This is a genomic window from Paenibacillus polymyxa, from assembly GCF_001719045.1.
Classification (GTDB): Bacteria; Bacillota; Bacilli; order Paenibacillales; family Paenibacillaceae; genus Paenibacillus; species Paenibacillus polymyxa_B.
On sequence record NZ_CP015423.1, the window covers coordinates 3,544,670 to 3,557,619 of the forward strand.

The following is a 12,950-nucleotide window of genomic DNA, read 5'->3' on the forward strand; positions in this document are numbered from 1 at the left end:
CTCCTCATCATTCTTACTACTGTAGAGGTGACAGGTGGTTTATCGCCCCGCTTCGCAGATATTCATAATATATTTACTGAAGCGAAAAGGGTGAATAAACAAGCAAAAATGATTGTTAAAGGCTTGTACATAAAATATACATAAAAAAAACCGGCCCCCAAAAAGCATGGAGGCCGTGTTGTATTTGCGTATACTCATCTGATCTATGAAGCTTAAAAATTCTTATTTAAGAATACGTACCAGCAGTTCAGCCATCTCACCTCTGCTGATAGCCGCTTTTGGCTTGAGTGTTCCATCTGGATAACCGCTGATCCAACCGGAGGATACTGCATTCTGGAATGCTGCGGAGGCCCATGCTGCAATCTCCTGCTCATCCTTGTAGGATTGCAGTGCGGCAGTGCTGGAAATGGATGTCTGATTCTGCATCGCGTGTGACAGGATCACCATCGCCTGTTCACGGGTAAGACTCTCATCAGGTCCGAAAGTTTGAGCGGTTAGCCCTTGAATCCATCCCTGGCGGTGAGCAAAATCCACGGCTGATCCAGCCCAGTGTCCCTGCATATCTGTAAATGAGGTAGAAGGGCTCTCATCTCCAGCAGTTCCCAATGCTCTGGTCAGTATGGCTACAAATTCTGCACGGCTTACAGCGCGATCAGGGCGTATGTTTCCGTCTTTATAGCCTTGTATCCAGCCTTTGTCTGCAAGAGATTGCAGGGACTTCGCTGCCCAATGGCCTTGTACATCCGGCCATACCTGAGCTAGCACTTGTGGATCTGACGAATTGCTTGGGTCATTTTGCACACTGGCATTATTGGTTTGAGTCTTGGCATCTGTGGCGACGGCAAAGGTACCTAACCCGGTCGTATTCAGACTCACACCCGACAACATCCCTTTTGAATCCATTACAGCAGTCCCTTTTAGAATCTCACGCTCACCATTCTCATGAATAACAAGAATGGAGAACTGGGGCTCTGCATTGTGTAACTCACCTAAGGATTCGTTATCCAGCGGTAGAATGATCGACGAGGTCCCAGTCACATTGGCTTTGATGTCTGTAACCGGACCCATCAGCGTCAGGCTGGATTGTTGCTCGGCCCAGTCACGGATCTGCTGTGCACGTTGTACATCTGCCTGCTGGAATGACAATGTAACGTCCTGCTGGCCTGAGGCCATGCTGGTTAAGGTGTCACTGGATATCAACAGTGTTCCATATCGGGATATTACCGATGCACCAATCTTATCCCATTTATTCAGTAAAGAATGAGTAAGGATAACACGACTCAGTTGCTTTTCCTGCTCCAAACGAATGTCTGCGTACGCTTTGCCTTCGCGAAGTGCTTGCTGTATCTGCTCATCCAGGAATGCCGGCGAAGGAACAAAGAGGGAGAACTCTTTCCCTTGTTCGGAAAATCCGATCTGTGGTACGAAAGCAGATACATCCTCATTGTTATCTTTGTTAGATTTGCCTGTGTTCGCAATTACCTTGGCAGGGACCGTGACTTCTATGGCTTGCGTCAAAGCATGAGAACCATCGCTTACCCTCATAACATCCAGCATGATAGTTACAACGGAAGGAGTATCTGCTTGAATAATAGTTCCGTCTGTACGCACGATGTCTGTCTGGCTACTGCTGCTGATGGTCACACGGAAACCATCAGGTACAACAGGCAACCTGAGCAGTGTATCACTTGTAGTAGGAGCTGCTATGCTTGTGATGGAATCTGCAACGCGCTGCGCGGTTAACCCTTGCGGATACACTAGCCCTGACGGAGCACTCTTCATGCCATTTACGTTCTGCAGCACATAGTAGCTGGCTCCTTCAGGAACAGGTGTAAATGTATACCTTCCCTCTCCCGAAGCAATTCCTTCCGCTATAAGCTCCTGCTGGGCATTGTACAACTCAAGCCTTGCGCTCGGCAACGCGCCTGTAACGATTACTGAGGCTATATCCTCATTGCCTGCTGAAGCTGTAACAGCACGAGGCAGCACGTTTATACGGCGTTCTGCCGGTTCTGCCGTCCAGCCCCCATTGTCGCTATAAGCATAGTTCAATACGTATACACCAGGTACATTTGTATCGACATTCCCGCTACCTGAAAGCTCAGGGATCAGGATATTGCCGTATACGCTGTCCAGTACGCTGGCTCCTGGATCAGCGAAGTTATCGCCGGTTTCCAGAACAATTGGATTACTGCCATTTAGTCGTACGTAAGGTGTATTCGGTAATGCCTTCAGTACTGTGATCGTGAATGTTCTTTGTACAGAAGCTGCACCTTTAGAAATAATGGCAATTAATTGTACATTCACATCACCATCTGTATATTTAGGCCGATTCACTTGACCGCTGTCGCTGAGGATATCTGGTTGTTCCGAGGACCAATCAATCTGGGTGTCGAATGCTCCTACACGAGGCAAGGCAATGGAATCCTTAATCCCTTGCGGGTAATCCAGATTCAGTGTATTTGCTGCCAAATTTACGGCTTCATCAGCGCTTACAGGCAGTGCGGGCACGAGCAGGCTAAATGTTTTTCGTAGCTCAACCGCGCCTCGTGATACAACTGCTTCCAGCGTGATAGTCTGATCGCCCTGTACATAGCTTGGGAAGGTTACATGCCCAGTATGATCCAAGAACTGGGGTTGATTCGATGACCATGACACCTGAACACCATTCAGAGCATCTTTTGGCAAATATACGTCTCCCGTTACTGTCGTTATCGGCAGTTCAAGTGCTTTGTATGCTGCGTCTACGGCTTCAGTGTCGCTCATCGGCAGACGGAGTACGTGTGCAGTAAAATCCTTTGTTTTCGTTAAGCCTGCAAGTTGCAGGGTAGCCGTTAGGGTAACATCCGTATCTCCACTGTTATAGGAGGGTCTGGTGAGTGTTCCATCTGCTGCAATGACAAGAGGTTTGGACGAGGACCATTCGATCTGCGCTCCACCATAACCGGATAAAGGAAGAGAAATATTTTCTGTTAGCGCAGACAAATCGCCAAGCGAGAGGGTGTCTGCTGCTTGATTCAATGTATCTTGAGCAGTGATCTTCGCTACGGTAACCTCAAAAGTTTGGGTATCTGAGGCGCTTCCCTTCGTAATCGTTGCTGTCAGTTTTACTTTTCGGTCACCCAGATCATACCGCGGGCGTGTGACAGCCCCCTCGTTCGTAATGATGTCAGGAGTATCCGAACTCCAGCTCACCGTCGTATCATTCAACCCAGCGAGTGGCAGCGTCAGCTTTTGGGATACCGAATCAGCTGTATCTCCAGGTGCGAAGCCTAATGCAAGAGCAGCTTTTGCCTGTGCAACTCTCTCGGCATCGGAAAGTATGTTCACTTTAACCTCTGAGGGAGTGCTCTCCCCCTTAGCATTCACGGCCTGAACCGTGTAAATTGCTTCACCTGGCGGCAATGCTGAAGTATCTATGAATTGAGTTAAGTTACCTGAATAAAGCGTTACACTATCTCGTATGACTTTGTATGAAGTTGCATAAGGAACAGCATCCCAGCTTAACTCCACTGTATTTCCATTTTTGGTTCCTGTAAAATGACCCGGAGCCTGTGGAACGGGCAACCGCTCGCCATAAGCTTCGAATTCCATGATGGAAGCCCATTGATTGTTTCTCGCATTTCCCTGATCAATATATAATCGCAAGTATCGTGTAGTTACAGGAGTAATACTCTTTTCAACATTAGAGCTCCCATTATTCTGGACGGTATCCACAGTCACCCAATTACTTCCGTTGCTGCTTGTTTGCAATCGGAAACTGTATGGATCACGTTGATCATGCCACCCATAATGGACACCCATACCTGTAACAACGTATCGATCTACGATATACCAGTCTCTCAGATCTACCTGAATCCATTTCTCACCGTTGCTGGCTTGATACCAGCGGCTTGTCGGTCCGATTGACCCATCCACAGCTCTGGAGGGATCATAGGGCTGGCTATAGCCACTGGATGTGGCTGGTTTGTTAAGTACCATATTTTCCCAACTGGCAGCGTGAATCTCATTCGTCCCTATCAGCAGGAACGCACCGCCGATGAATGGCAGCAATGGAACCAGCAAGCGATAGGGTTTAAAATTGTTGCGTGTGAAGTTATTGCCTTCGAGCACGCCATCACCTCTTCTTCATTAAGTAGCACACCATTGAGCATTTCATTATGGACGGGACGGGAATCCTCCTACGGTTGCAATGTAGTAATCTACATTCGGCATCGGAGAGGCTCCACGCAAATCAGGCAATGCAAATGTGGTTGTTCCATTCCCTCCGAAATTATTACCCAATAGACTGAACAGTGCTGTATTTTGCGAAATAGATAAGAGCTGACCTTCACACTTTAGCCATCCATTGGGAGCGAACGTGTAAGGATACATCGTAATTTCCCCAAGATAAGGTTCGGTCGATGCTTGAGCCTGTTTGGGACTGATCGCCGTTCCCCCTAACAAAATGACCGCTAACAAACTCAACACAGCGGCTTTCTTCCAAAAATGCTTCTTCATACCTACAACTCCTTTTTAGATTCGAATAATGGCCCACGAATTCAATAAATTTGTGACATTAGTCATAGAATGAGTAGATATTATCATGGAATTCCACTTTTGGCACTACAGTTCATCTATCAAATTCACCTTTTTATTCCTTTTGTGAGTAAAGAAATTTATTCCATTGTCCATGCATCTTTTTTCTAATCCAGGTAAATCTATATACAAATCATCTGGAAGTGAAGGAGGAAAGAGTGTGTGGCAGGTCATCGGAACTCATATGCCCAAATGGAACGTGTGGATGGAAGCCTTCTTTTTATCCATCATACCTTTGATTATTTTTCTGACGGTACGACAAATCAGAGCGATGGATGGTCGAGAGAGCAGACGTATGGAACGATTAAAGCTTTTAGAAGAAGAAGACCGTTCGCAGCATGCAGATCATAATCCGTCTGTAAGTGAGGCTGAGAAGGAAGAGGGAACCTTTACCGAAGATTACGAAGCCAATGTAGCAAAAATCAGACAAGCCGTCACGGATATGTCGGACGTGAACGAACGATCCATTTTTCTGGAAAAATTGAACGCTGTAGGTACACTTTTTTTTGTGGATGGATTAACAGACAAGGTTGGCATGGATCAGAACATTTTAAAGCCACTAATGGATTGGGGCAGCTCCGGAGAAGGCGGGGAGGATCTTCCGAGAGGAAAAGAGCTTCGGGATATGTTTATTCGTCAGGTCATGCTGGTATCGGAGACTCAGTATACGTTAGAGGTGAAGTTCTCCTTGCAAAAGGTGCTGTTCGGTTCAGTCATACTCATGATACAGGGCATACCGGGTGCTTTTGTGCTGGGCACACCCAAAGGGAGCACACGAGGGGTGGAAGACCCCATATCGGAATCGGTGCTGCGAGGACCGCGAGTTGGTTTTACCGAGACCCTTAGCGACAATACGGCAATGCTGCGCAGGCATGGAGAAAGTACAGAACTGGCCATGTCGTCCTTCAAAGTGGGCAAAAGAGTGGAAAAGCAGCTGATGGTGGTGTATTTCAGAGACATTGCCGACCCGGAGCTTGTGGACGAGGTGAAGCGGCGGGTCAAAACCATTGATATGGATGAGGTGTTGGAGTCGGGCTATGTGGAGCAGCTTATTGAGGATAATTTTCTTAGTCCCTTTCTGCAAATTCAAAATACGGAGAGACCGGATCGGGTCATGGCTGCATTGCTGGAGGGACGTGTGGCGATTCTGCTGGATGGTACACCTTTTGCGCTCCTTATGCCTGTGACGTACGGGATGATGCTCCAGTCTCCCGAAGATTACTATGAACGATGGATACCGGGGTCGCTTATTCGATTTCTTCGTTTTATGGCAACTACGATATCTCTGTTCGCCCCGGCGCTCTATATCTCCTTTATCTCGTTTCATCCCGGACTGATTCCAACCAAGCTAGTCATTTCCATTATCAGTGCGAGACAGGGGGTTCCGTTTTCGACGCTGATTGAGGCCCTGATTATGGAAATTTCCATCGAAATTTTACGCGAGGCAGGACTACGGCTGCCCAAACCCATCGGTCCAGCGATGGGCATCGTCGGCGGTCTGATCATTGGACAGGCCGCTGTTGACGCCGGGATTGTAAGTCCGATTCTCGTTATTGTGGTAGCAGTCACGGCAATTTCTTCCTTTGCCTCCCCTGTATACAGCGCTGGCATTTCCATGCGTGTTCTGCGCTTTGGAGCCATGTTCACGGCGTCCATCTTTGGCTTGTATGGCGTGATCATGTTTTTCCTGATGCTGAGTATTCATATGGTTAAATTACACAGCTTCGGCGTGCCGTACCTTAGTCTGACGGCCCCTCGTTCGTTCAAGGACTGGAAAGATTACTTCGTACGAGCACCGTTGCAATTTATGAAAAACAGGCCCATTCTATTGAAGCATAAAGACCCTAAACGACAAGGATGAGCTCAACACAGGAGGGAGCAAGATGGCCCGTAGGAAAAAAACGGATAAAATTACGACATTACAGACGACGGCAATTGTGGTTTGCTTTATGCTGGCTGCCGGGTTGCTTACTCTTCCCAGAGTAGCCGTTGAAGCTGCAAAAACACCGGATGCGTGGATATCTGTCATTATAGCAGGGGCGGCCACTTTCCTGTTCGGTTGGATTATAGTTAAACTAAGTTCGCGGTTTCCAGAAAGTACCTTTTACCAGTATGTGCAGCGGATAACAGGCAAAGCCTTTGGCAAAGTGATTGGCATGTTGTACGTTATCTATTTTGTGGGCATAGCCGCATACGAAATTCGGTCTGTCGAGGAAGTAACGTCGTTCTTTCTGCTTGAGGGAACTCCTGCGTGGGCAATTTCAGCACCTTTTATGTGGCTCTCTCTGTATCTATGCATGGGGGGAGTAGGTTCATTAGGTAAAATAGGTCAAATGATATTCCCGATTACGGCGTCTATCTTTTTGTTAATATGCATGCTGAGTTTAAATATTTTCGAACTAAATAACTTGCGTCCCGTCTTGTCGGAGGGGGTAATGCCAGTGCTTAGAACGCTCAAAACTACATTTCTGACATTAACGGGGACAGAGTGCTTGCTGATTATTCTTTGTCGGATGGAAAAACCGGAGAAAGCAACCAAGGCGATCGGGATGGCGATCGGGATCGCGGTCGCTTTTTATACAGCTACGTTGATCCTGTGCATTGGGGCTTTTTCAATGGAAGGAGTCTTGAGCAGAACCTGGCCTTTTTTAGATTTGGCCCGCAGTTTTGAAGTGGAGTATCTGTTATTGGAACGGTTCGAATCCTTATTGTTGACCATTTGGATCATGCAAATTTTTGTTACATTCAGCATAGCTTTTTATTGCGCTTCGCTCGGAGTTTCTCAAATTCTGAATAGATCTTATTCCAAGTTGCTGTTTATCTTGCTCCCGCTCATCTACGTCCTGTCCCAAATTCCTAAAAACCTGAATGAGTTATTTTCTTTTGGGACGATCATCGGGAATGTCGCTTTCGTTTTAATCGCTCTACTTCCACTGCCACTGTTGCTTATTTCTCGCTGGAGGGGTGTGGGGTCATGATGAAGTTCCGTTCAGGAATACTCGGAATAGCGGTTCTTCTAATATGCAGTACACTTTCAGGTTGCTGGAGCAGCTCTCCCGTGGAGGATCTAAATCTGGAGACAGGCATTGCTATGGATATAGCGACAGAATCTTCACAAGAAGAGCAAATTAATCAAAAAGGAGGAGATTATCCGAAAAAAGAGTTAATTACGGGAACCTTTCAATTTATCATCCCAGAGGAAAGCGGCGGTTCTAATAGCTCCTCACCGCAAGCTAAAAAATTTTTTAATATTACAGAAACAGGGGATTCCGTTTTTGAGATGTTAAGAGAAATTTCATTGCGAACCAACCGACCGCCCATTGGGCAACATTTGAAAACGGTTATTATCAGCTCCAGTCTGCTTCGCAAGATCCCGTTGTACGAGCTGCTGGACTTTTTCTTGGGGGATAATGACATTCGGCTCAGTGTCCAGCTACTGATTAGTACAGACAAGGCGAGCAATGCGCTTCAGGAAAAAACTCCTGGTCAAATTCCTGCCTATATCTTAAAGGATATTTTCCAAAATCGTAAACGGAACGCACGGTTGATAAAGCCCGTGGCTTTGGTTAAAGTGGTCGGGCCCATGAAGAGTAAGGGAAGTTTTATATTACCCAATGTCATTTCGACGGAGAATGAAATCAAGGTCGCAGGTGCGGGGATCATCAAAGGAAAGACGCAAACATACGGTGGTTTTCTGAATGAATCAGAGGTCGAGGGTCTTATGTGGATCAAGGGCCAATTGGTTGGAGGCGTGTTGAAAGGTAACGATCCTCAAACCGGTAAAAATATAGCCTATGAGATCAAAGCAGTGAAAAGCAGGATCAAGGCCATCGTTCAGGGGGACGACATTTCCTTCCAAGTAAAAATGACCTCAGAGGGGCGCGTTTCCGAGGTTTTTAACAAGAAAGAAAATTTGCGCAGCAACGCTGTGCTCGGACAAGAAGAAAGTATCTTTCAGGAGAAAGTGAATTCATTAGCTGAACAAACTGTAGCCAAAATGCAAAAGCTGCAGGCTGATGTCGGAGGTTTCGGAGAAGTCTTGAGGATTCAGCATCCTAAAGTTTGGCGTAAGGTCAAAGAGGATTGGGATACCATTTTTAGTACCATTCCCGTACGTTTTAGCACAGATATCCATATTGAAGATTACGGCTCTTCGATTACGACGGCAGACTAGTTTGTATGTATTTTAGAAAAACCTTCAATACCACGAATCTACGTGGCGTTGAAGGTTTTTTAGGCTATTCAAACAGGGATAGTGTATCTTCCAGCCACGCAATATAGCTTTCTTCCCGATTAATGGCACGGCTCAGCACCAGATAATGCCCGAATTGATTAGAACCGGGGGCTTGAAGTTTCTCGTCCAGCCGTTGGAGGGATTTCTTACTTTCGTACAGATACTCCAGCTTCTCTTTACGTTTGGCTATCTGGTCCTCGAACAATCGCTTGTTCTCTTCCTTGGGGATGGCTGCTGAGAAATACAGCATGAGCATAAACTCATCCTTTTCCGTTTCTGGTAACTCTTTGGGACTTAGAAGCCATTCGGTCAGTTCTTGGGTTCCTTTGGGGGTAATGCAGTACAGCTTCTTTTCCAGCTTGGCTCCTGTAATGGAGGTGCGATATTCAATAAGCTCCTCTTCGGTCAGCCTTTTTAACTCAGGATAAATCTGACTGTGTTTGGCGCTCCAAAATTGTCCGATTTCCTTCTTGAATTGACTCGTAATATCGTAGCCGCTCATTTCCTCTTTATGAACCAGGCCCAAAATGGCGTATTTTAATGTGCGTTTCAACGTAGCTCTCCTTGTCAAACGTTATTTGACACTAGTATACCATAGTGCTACAATTTATATGTATTTAAAAACATGTTTAATATTACATGTTTTGAATTGAATATTTATTATCTTTGGTCTCCTATTCAATTCATAAAAACTTATAATTTAGGAAAGAAGGATGCAAGATGGACAAGTTTATCGGCAGCCACATGATCTACACTTATGAGAATGGTTGGGAGTACGAAATATATATTAAAAATGAAGATACGATCGATTATCGCATTCATAGTGGTATGGTAGGCGGCCGCTGGGTACGTGATCAGAAGGTCAATCTGGTGAAGCTGGTGGAAAATGTGTATAAAGTATCGTGGACCGAACCGACAGGCACTGACGTTTCTCTGAACTTTATGCCTGAGGAAAAACGTATGCATGGCATTATTTTCTTCCCTAAATGGGTTCATGAGCATCCAGAAATCACTGTGCGCTATCAAAACGATTTTATTCCGCTGATGGAGGAATCGCGTGAAAAGTATGAAACGTATCCGAAGTATGTGGTTCCTGAATTTGCAGATATTACATTCATCGAAAATGCGGGTGTGAACAACGAACAATTAATTTCCCAAGCACCTTATACAGGAATGACAGACGACATTCGTGCAGGTAAACTGCAAGTGTAATCAACTCTGTGCTGAAAGTGTAAAAGCCTGGCCTGTGATAAACAGTCTCAGGCTTTTTTACGTGAACTGGAAAGTGGATTGACAATGGAGTTGTGGACGATATCTAGAATGAATAGTAGACCAGGCCATGCTCTATGAGATATGAACGACTAATCCGAGAGGGGAGGATGGTCGCTGTTGGGGAGAGAATGTGCAGGTTCGCATGGGCAGTCAGATCGGATAAGGCAGATAGAGCCAGCTCTGTTTTATCAGGTCCCCAGTGATCAGCGTGGTGCTGAATATATTGCTCAGCCTCGGTTAAGGACAGACCCTTGAGCGAGGTAAACACGGAAGCCCAGCGGACGAGGTCAAAAGCGCCTTTAATTTCAGGCAGCTCGTATTCCGCCAGACCTTGAGCGCCGTTACACGACATAGTAAGCAAGCCACAGCAATGGTGTTGATAAGGTTTTGAGTCAGGAAATTGACGATAGTCGTATTGAATCATTTCCATGGAACCAATGCGTAATTGGGTCACTTGGGACGTTGTGGGCTGGGCAAGCGTCATGCTCATGCTAGAACGGCCTCCTTCTTGGATTCACTGTAAATAGGGATGGAAGAATCATACGTCACAGAGGATGTAATGTAAATCACGGATACAAGTGTAAAATGGGGATATGTAGCGAAAAACGAGCTTTAATGCCAATGGAAACGGATACTTGCATCCATTTCTTTTGTTATCTTGGGGAACGTCTTTATATCATAAAAAAACAACCCCAGATCTCCCCAGGGTCGTCTCTACTAAAAATGTAGTTCAGCATTTCGCAAAATGCTTGTTTTGCTGATCACACGGGTGTGACGTCCTGAATCTCTTCTTCTTCTTTCCAGATCACGTTCTCGCGATAGTTTGATCCCCAATCGTACATTGCTCTCAGTACCGGAATCAGGCTTTCGCCATGCTCTGTCAGTGAATATTCCACATGCGGAGGGACGACAGGATAGACTTTACGCAGAATGAGTTTATCTTCCTCTAGTTCGCGCAATTGGTTGGTCAGCATTTTTTGCGTAATGTGGGGGATTAGCTTCTTCAATTCACCAAACCGCTTAGTGCCTTCCATACCGAGATGCCACAAAATAATCAGCTTCCATTTTCCACCGATGACCGCGAGAGTCAATTCCTTATCACAATTAATCAGCTTCAAATCTATCCGGTCTTTTATAGTAGTGATATTCATCGACCTCCTGTCCGTAGTTTCCAAGTATACTATTTATAGCTACTATACGCAAAAGGATATACATCCATTTTGGAAACTATGCATATGCTTGGGCACTTATAGACCGGACAGGGATACCTAATGATGTGTGCAAGACTGGAAGAGTCCAGAAATCTGCGGCGTTAAGAAGGAATCACAATAGTGTTAAAGGATTCCGGCTCCAGCTCCAAGCGCTGTGTTGTTTCACCGAGAGACAGATTCAGCACACGCGATTCCTTGAACGGATTGGCGATGACTACCACCCTTTGCCCGTCTGTATTTTGAAAAGCAACTGCATTTCCAGTCCATGAGCCACGAAGTCCGATGCGTCGGGCACCCGGTAATACAAAATGAGAAAAGTGCTTCATGACGTAATATTCTGGGTTCAGGACAGGTTTTCGATCCGCCGGATCAACGGTGATCATCGAATTTTGCTCCCAGCCCCATGTACTCTTGCCTTTCGGTTCCAAAACCATATTCCAGTAAATATAAGCATTTACGCCATTGGTGAAGTAGTGCTGGTACAGATTATATACATATTTGGCGTAGTCCCATGAGTTTTCTCCGTTCCCGCATTCATTTTCTGTTTGCATGTAACGAAGCTCAGGATAACTGGCAACGGTGCGCTGAATGGCATTTTTGCCTGCCCACTGGTAGCCTACGCCTTTAATATATTTGTAGGCCTCGGGGTCACTCAACACGGTATGGGCATACTCATCGAATCCGGTCGAAGTCTTCTTCATTAATTCCTCCCACGGATCGGGTGCGTTAATGGTGCCCAGCCAAATTTCCGTATCCAGTCCGTGTTCCTCAAAAGCAGGGCCCAAATAGTCGCGAATAAATTCACGCAGTTGCTCTCCGGTCCATACACAGGAAGGGAACTTCTGATCGGCAATGACTTCATTTTGAACATGAATCTGATGGATCGTAATACCTGCCTCGTGATAAGCCTGAACAAATTTGACAAAGTACAATGCATACGCTTTCAAAATATCCTTTTCCCAGCGCAGCGTGCCGTAATTGTAGGCTTTCGGTGATTTCATCCATGTCGGCGGACTCCAAGGTGAAGCGAACAACTTCAAGTCCGGATTGAGTTGTAACGCTTCCCGAATAAAAGGAATGAGATATTGCTGATCACGCTCAATAGAAAAGTGCTTCATCTCCACGTCACCGTCTGTTTCATTGTGGCTGTACCACTCCAGCGCGTAGTCACTCGCTCCAATAGGAAGTCGGCAAATCGCAAATTTGTGCTCGCCCGCTGGATGAAAGAGAGAATGAAGCACCCGATCTCGTTCGTCTTTTTCCAAATGGTTCAGGGCCACATAACCTAATTCATTAAAACAGCCACCAAATCCTTCGACAAGCTGATGTGTTTCTCCCGTAAAGACTAGATTGGCACTCTCTTGAGTATCGGTCAAATGATGAGCTTGGGATTGCCAAGCTTTAGCTTTGGAAGTGGAAAACCACTGAATGGTTTGATTACTCATGTATTACCCTCCTGTTCAAGCTTTTTGTATCTCTTCTTATTATAGGGTAGGATCATAGGAGATGAGATGGTCTGAGCCACGACAAATTTGCCCTAATCCAAGGTTGAATTTGCGGATGAGAACTTCTGCTGATAAGAAGTGTCAAGAACACATAAAGTACACATGTCTTTGATATGCTGGTGTCCTAGAATGACCGAAAGAGGGAAGTCG

The 12,950-nt window shown here is 45.9% G+C and carries 10 protein-coding genes; 4 read left to right on the plus strand and 6 right to left on the minus strand.

Annotated elements, in window-relative coordinates; translation table 11 throughout:
- Positions 1-222 precede the first annotated feature (222 nt).
- Positions 223-4,113 carry an immunoglobulin-like domain-containing protein gene (locus AOU00_RS15830; protein WP_069291039.1) on the minus strand — a complete coding sequence of 1,297 codons (3,891 nt, stop codon included), beginning with the start codon at positions 4,111-4,113 and terminating at the stop codon, positions 223-225.
- A gap of 45 nt (positions 4,114-4,158) precedes the next feature.
- On the minus strand, positions 4,159-4,500 hold the full coding sequence (locus AOU00_RS15835; RefSeq protein WP_061831253.1) for a phage tail protein: 342 nt from the start codon (positions 4,498-4,500) through the stop codon (positions 4,159-4,161).
- 238 nt (positions 4,501-4,738) lie between these two features.
- On the opposite strand from AOU00_RS15835, the gene AOU00_RS15840 reads away from it, so the two are divergent.
- The 3 genes from AOU00_RS15840 to AOU00_RS15850 are packed head-to-tail and all read left to right on the plus strand — an operon-like array spanning position 4,739 to position 8,752.
- The gene (locus AOU00_RS15840) at positions 4,739-6,439 is read left to right on the plus strand and encodes a spore germination protein (protein WP_069291040.1); all 1,701 of its coding nucleotides are present in this window, start codon (positions 4,739-4,741) and stop codon (positions 6,437-6,439) included.
- Positions 6,440-6,461: 22 nt separating this feature from the next.
- Positions 6,462-7,556 carry a GerAB/ArcD/ProY family transporter gene (locus AOU00_RS15845; protein WP_069291041.1) on the plus strand — a complete coding sequence of 365 codons (1,095 nt, stop codon included), beginning with the start codon at positions 6,462-6,464 and terminating at the stop codon, positions 7,554-7,556.
- On the plus strand, positions 7,553-8,752 hold the full coding sequence (locus AOU00_RS15850) for a Ger(x)C family spore germination protein (protein WP_069291042.1): 1,200 nt from the start codon (positions 7,553-7,555) through the stop codon (positions 8,750-8,752). The genes AOU00_RS15845 and AOU00_RS15850 overlap by 4 nt, the downstream gene beginning before the upstream one ends.
- A gap of 64 nt (positions 8,753-8,816) precedes the next feature.
- On the opposite strand, the gene AOU00_RS15855 is transcribed toward AOU00_RS15850, so the two are convergent.
- Entirely contained in the window at positions 8,817-9,365 is a 549-nt protein-coding gene (locus AOU00_RS15855; RefSeq protein ID WP_069291043.1) for a PadR family transcriptional regulator, read from the minus strand.
- Between the two features lie 167 nt (positions 9,366-9,532).
- Here AOU00_RS15855 and AOU00_RS15860 point away from each other — a divergent pair, with 167 nt between their 5' ends.
- Complete coding sequence (locus AOU00_RS15860) at positions 9,533-10,024, plus strand: phenolic acid decarboxylase (protein ID WP_069291044.1); 492 nt, start codon at positions 9,533-9,535, stop codon at positions 10,022-10,024.
- A gap of 103 nt (positions 10,025-10,127) precedes the next feature.
- Here the strand turns inward: AOU00_RS15860 and AOU00_RS15865 are convergent, their stop codons facing one another.
- The 3 genes from AOU00_RS15865 to AOU00_RS15875 form a co-directional block, all read right to left on the minus strand.
- A complete protein-coding gene (locus AOU00_RS15865) occupies positions 10,128-10,574 on the minus strand; it encodes a hypothetical protein (protein ID WP_069291045.1) in 447 nt (148 codons plus the stop codon).
- A gap of 271 nt (positions 10,575-10,845) precedes the next feature.
- Positions 10,846-11,235 carry a winged helix-turn-helix transcriptional regulator gene (locus AOU00_RS15870; protein ID WP_069291046.1) on the minus strand — a complete coding sequence of 130 codons (390 nt, stop codon included), beginning with the start codon at positions 11,233-11,235 and terminating at the stop codon, positions 10,846-10,848.
- 161 nt (positions 11,236-11,396) lie between these two features.
- A complete protein-coding gene (locus AOU00_RS15875; RefSeq protein ID WP_069291047.1) occupies positions 11,397-12,740 on the minus strand; it encodes a glycoside hydrolase family 30 protein in 1,344 nt (447 codons plus the stop codon).
- Positions 12,741-12,950 lie beyond the last annotated feature (210 nt).

Excerpts from the sequence above, each read along its gene's own strand:
- AOU00_RS15835 (WP_061831253.1), bottom strand. The coding sequence starts at position 4,500 with ATGAAGAAGCATTTTTGGAAGAAAGCCGCTGTGTTGAGTTTGTTAGCG.
- AOU00_RS15870 (WP_069291046.1), bottom strand. The coding sequence starts at position 11,235 with ATGAATATCACTACTATAAAAGACCGGATAGATTTGAAGCTGATTAAT.
- AOU00_RS15875 (WP_069291047.1), bottom strand. The coding sequence starts at position 12,740 with ATGAGTAATCAAACCATTCAGTGGTTTTCCACTTCCAAAGCTAAAGCT.
- AOU00_RS15860 (WP_069291044.1), top strand. The coding sequence starts at position 9,533 with ATGGACAAGTTTATCGGCAGCCACATGATCTACACTTATGAGAATGGT.
- AOU00_RS15865 (WP_069291045.1), bottom strand. The coding sequence starts at position 10,574 with ATGAGCATGACGCTTGCCCAGCCCACAACGTCCCAAGTGACCCAATTA.
- AOU00_RS15850 (WP_069291042.1), top strand. The coding sequence starts at position 7,553 with ATGATGAAGTTCCGTTCAGGAATACTCGGAATAGCGGTTCTTCTAATA.
- AOU00_RS15845 (WP_069291041.1), top strand. The coding sequence starts at position 6,462 with ATGGCCCGTAGGAAAAAAACGGATAAAATTACGACATTACAGACGACG.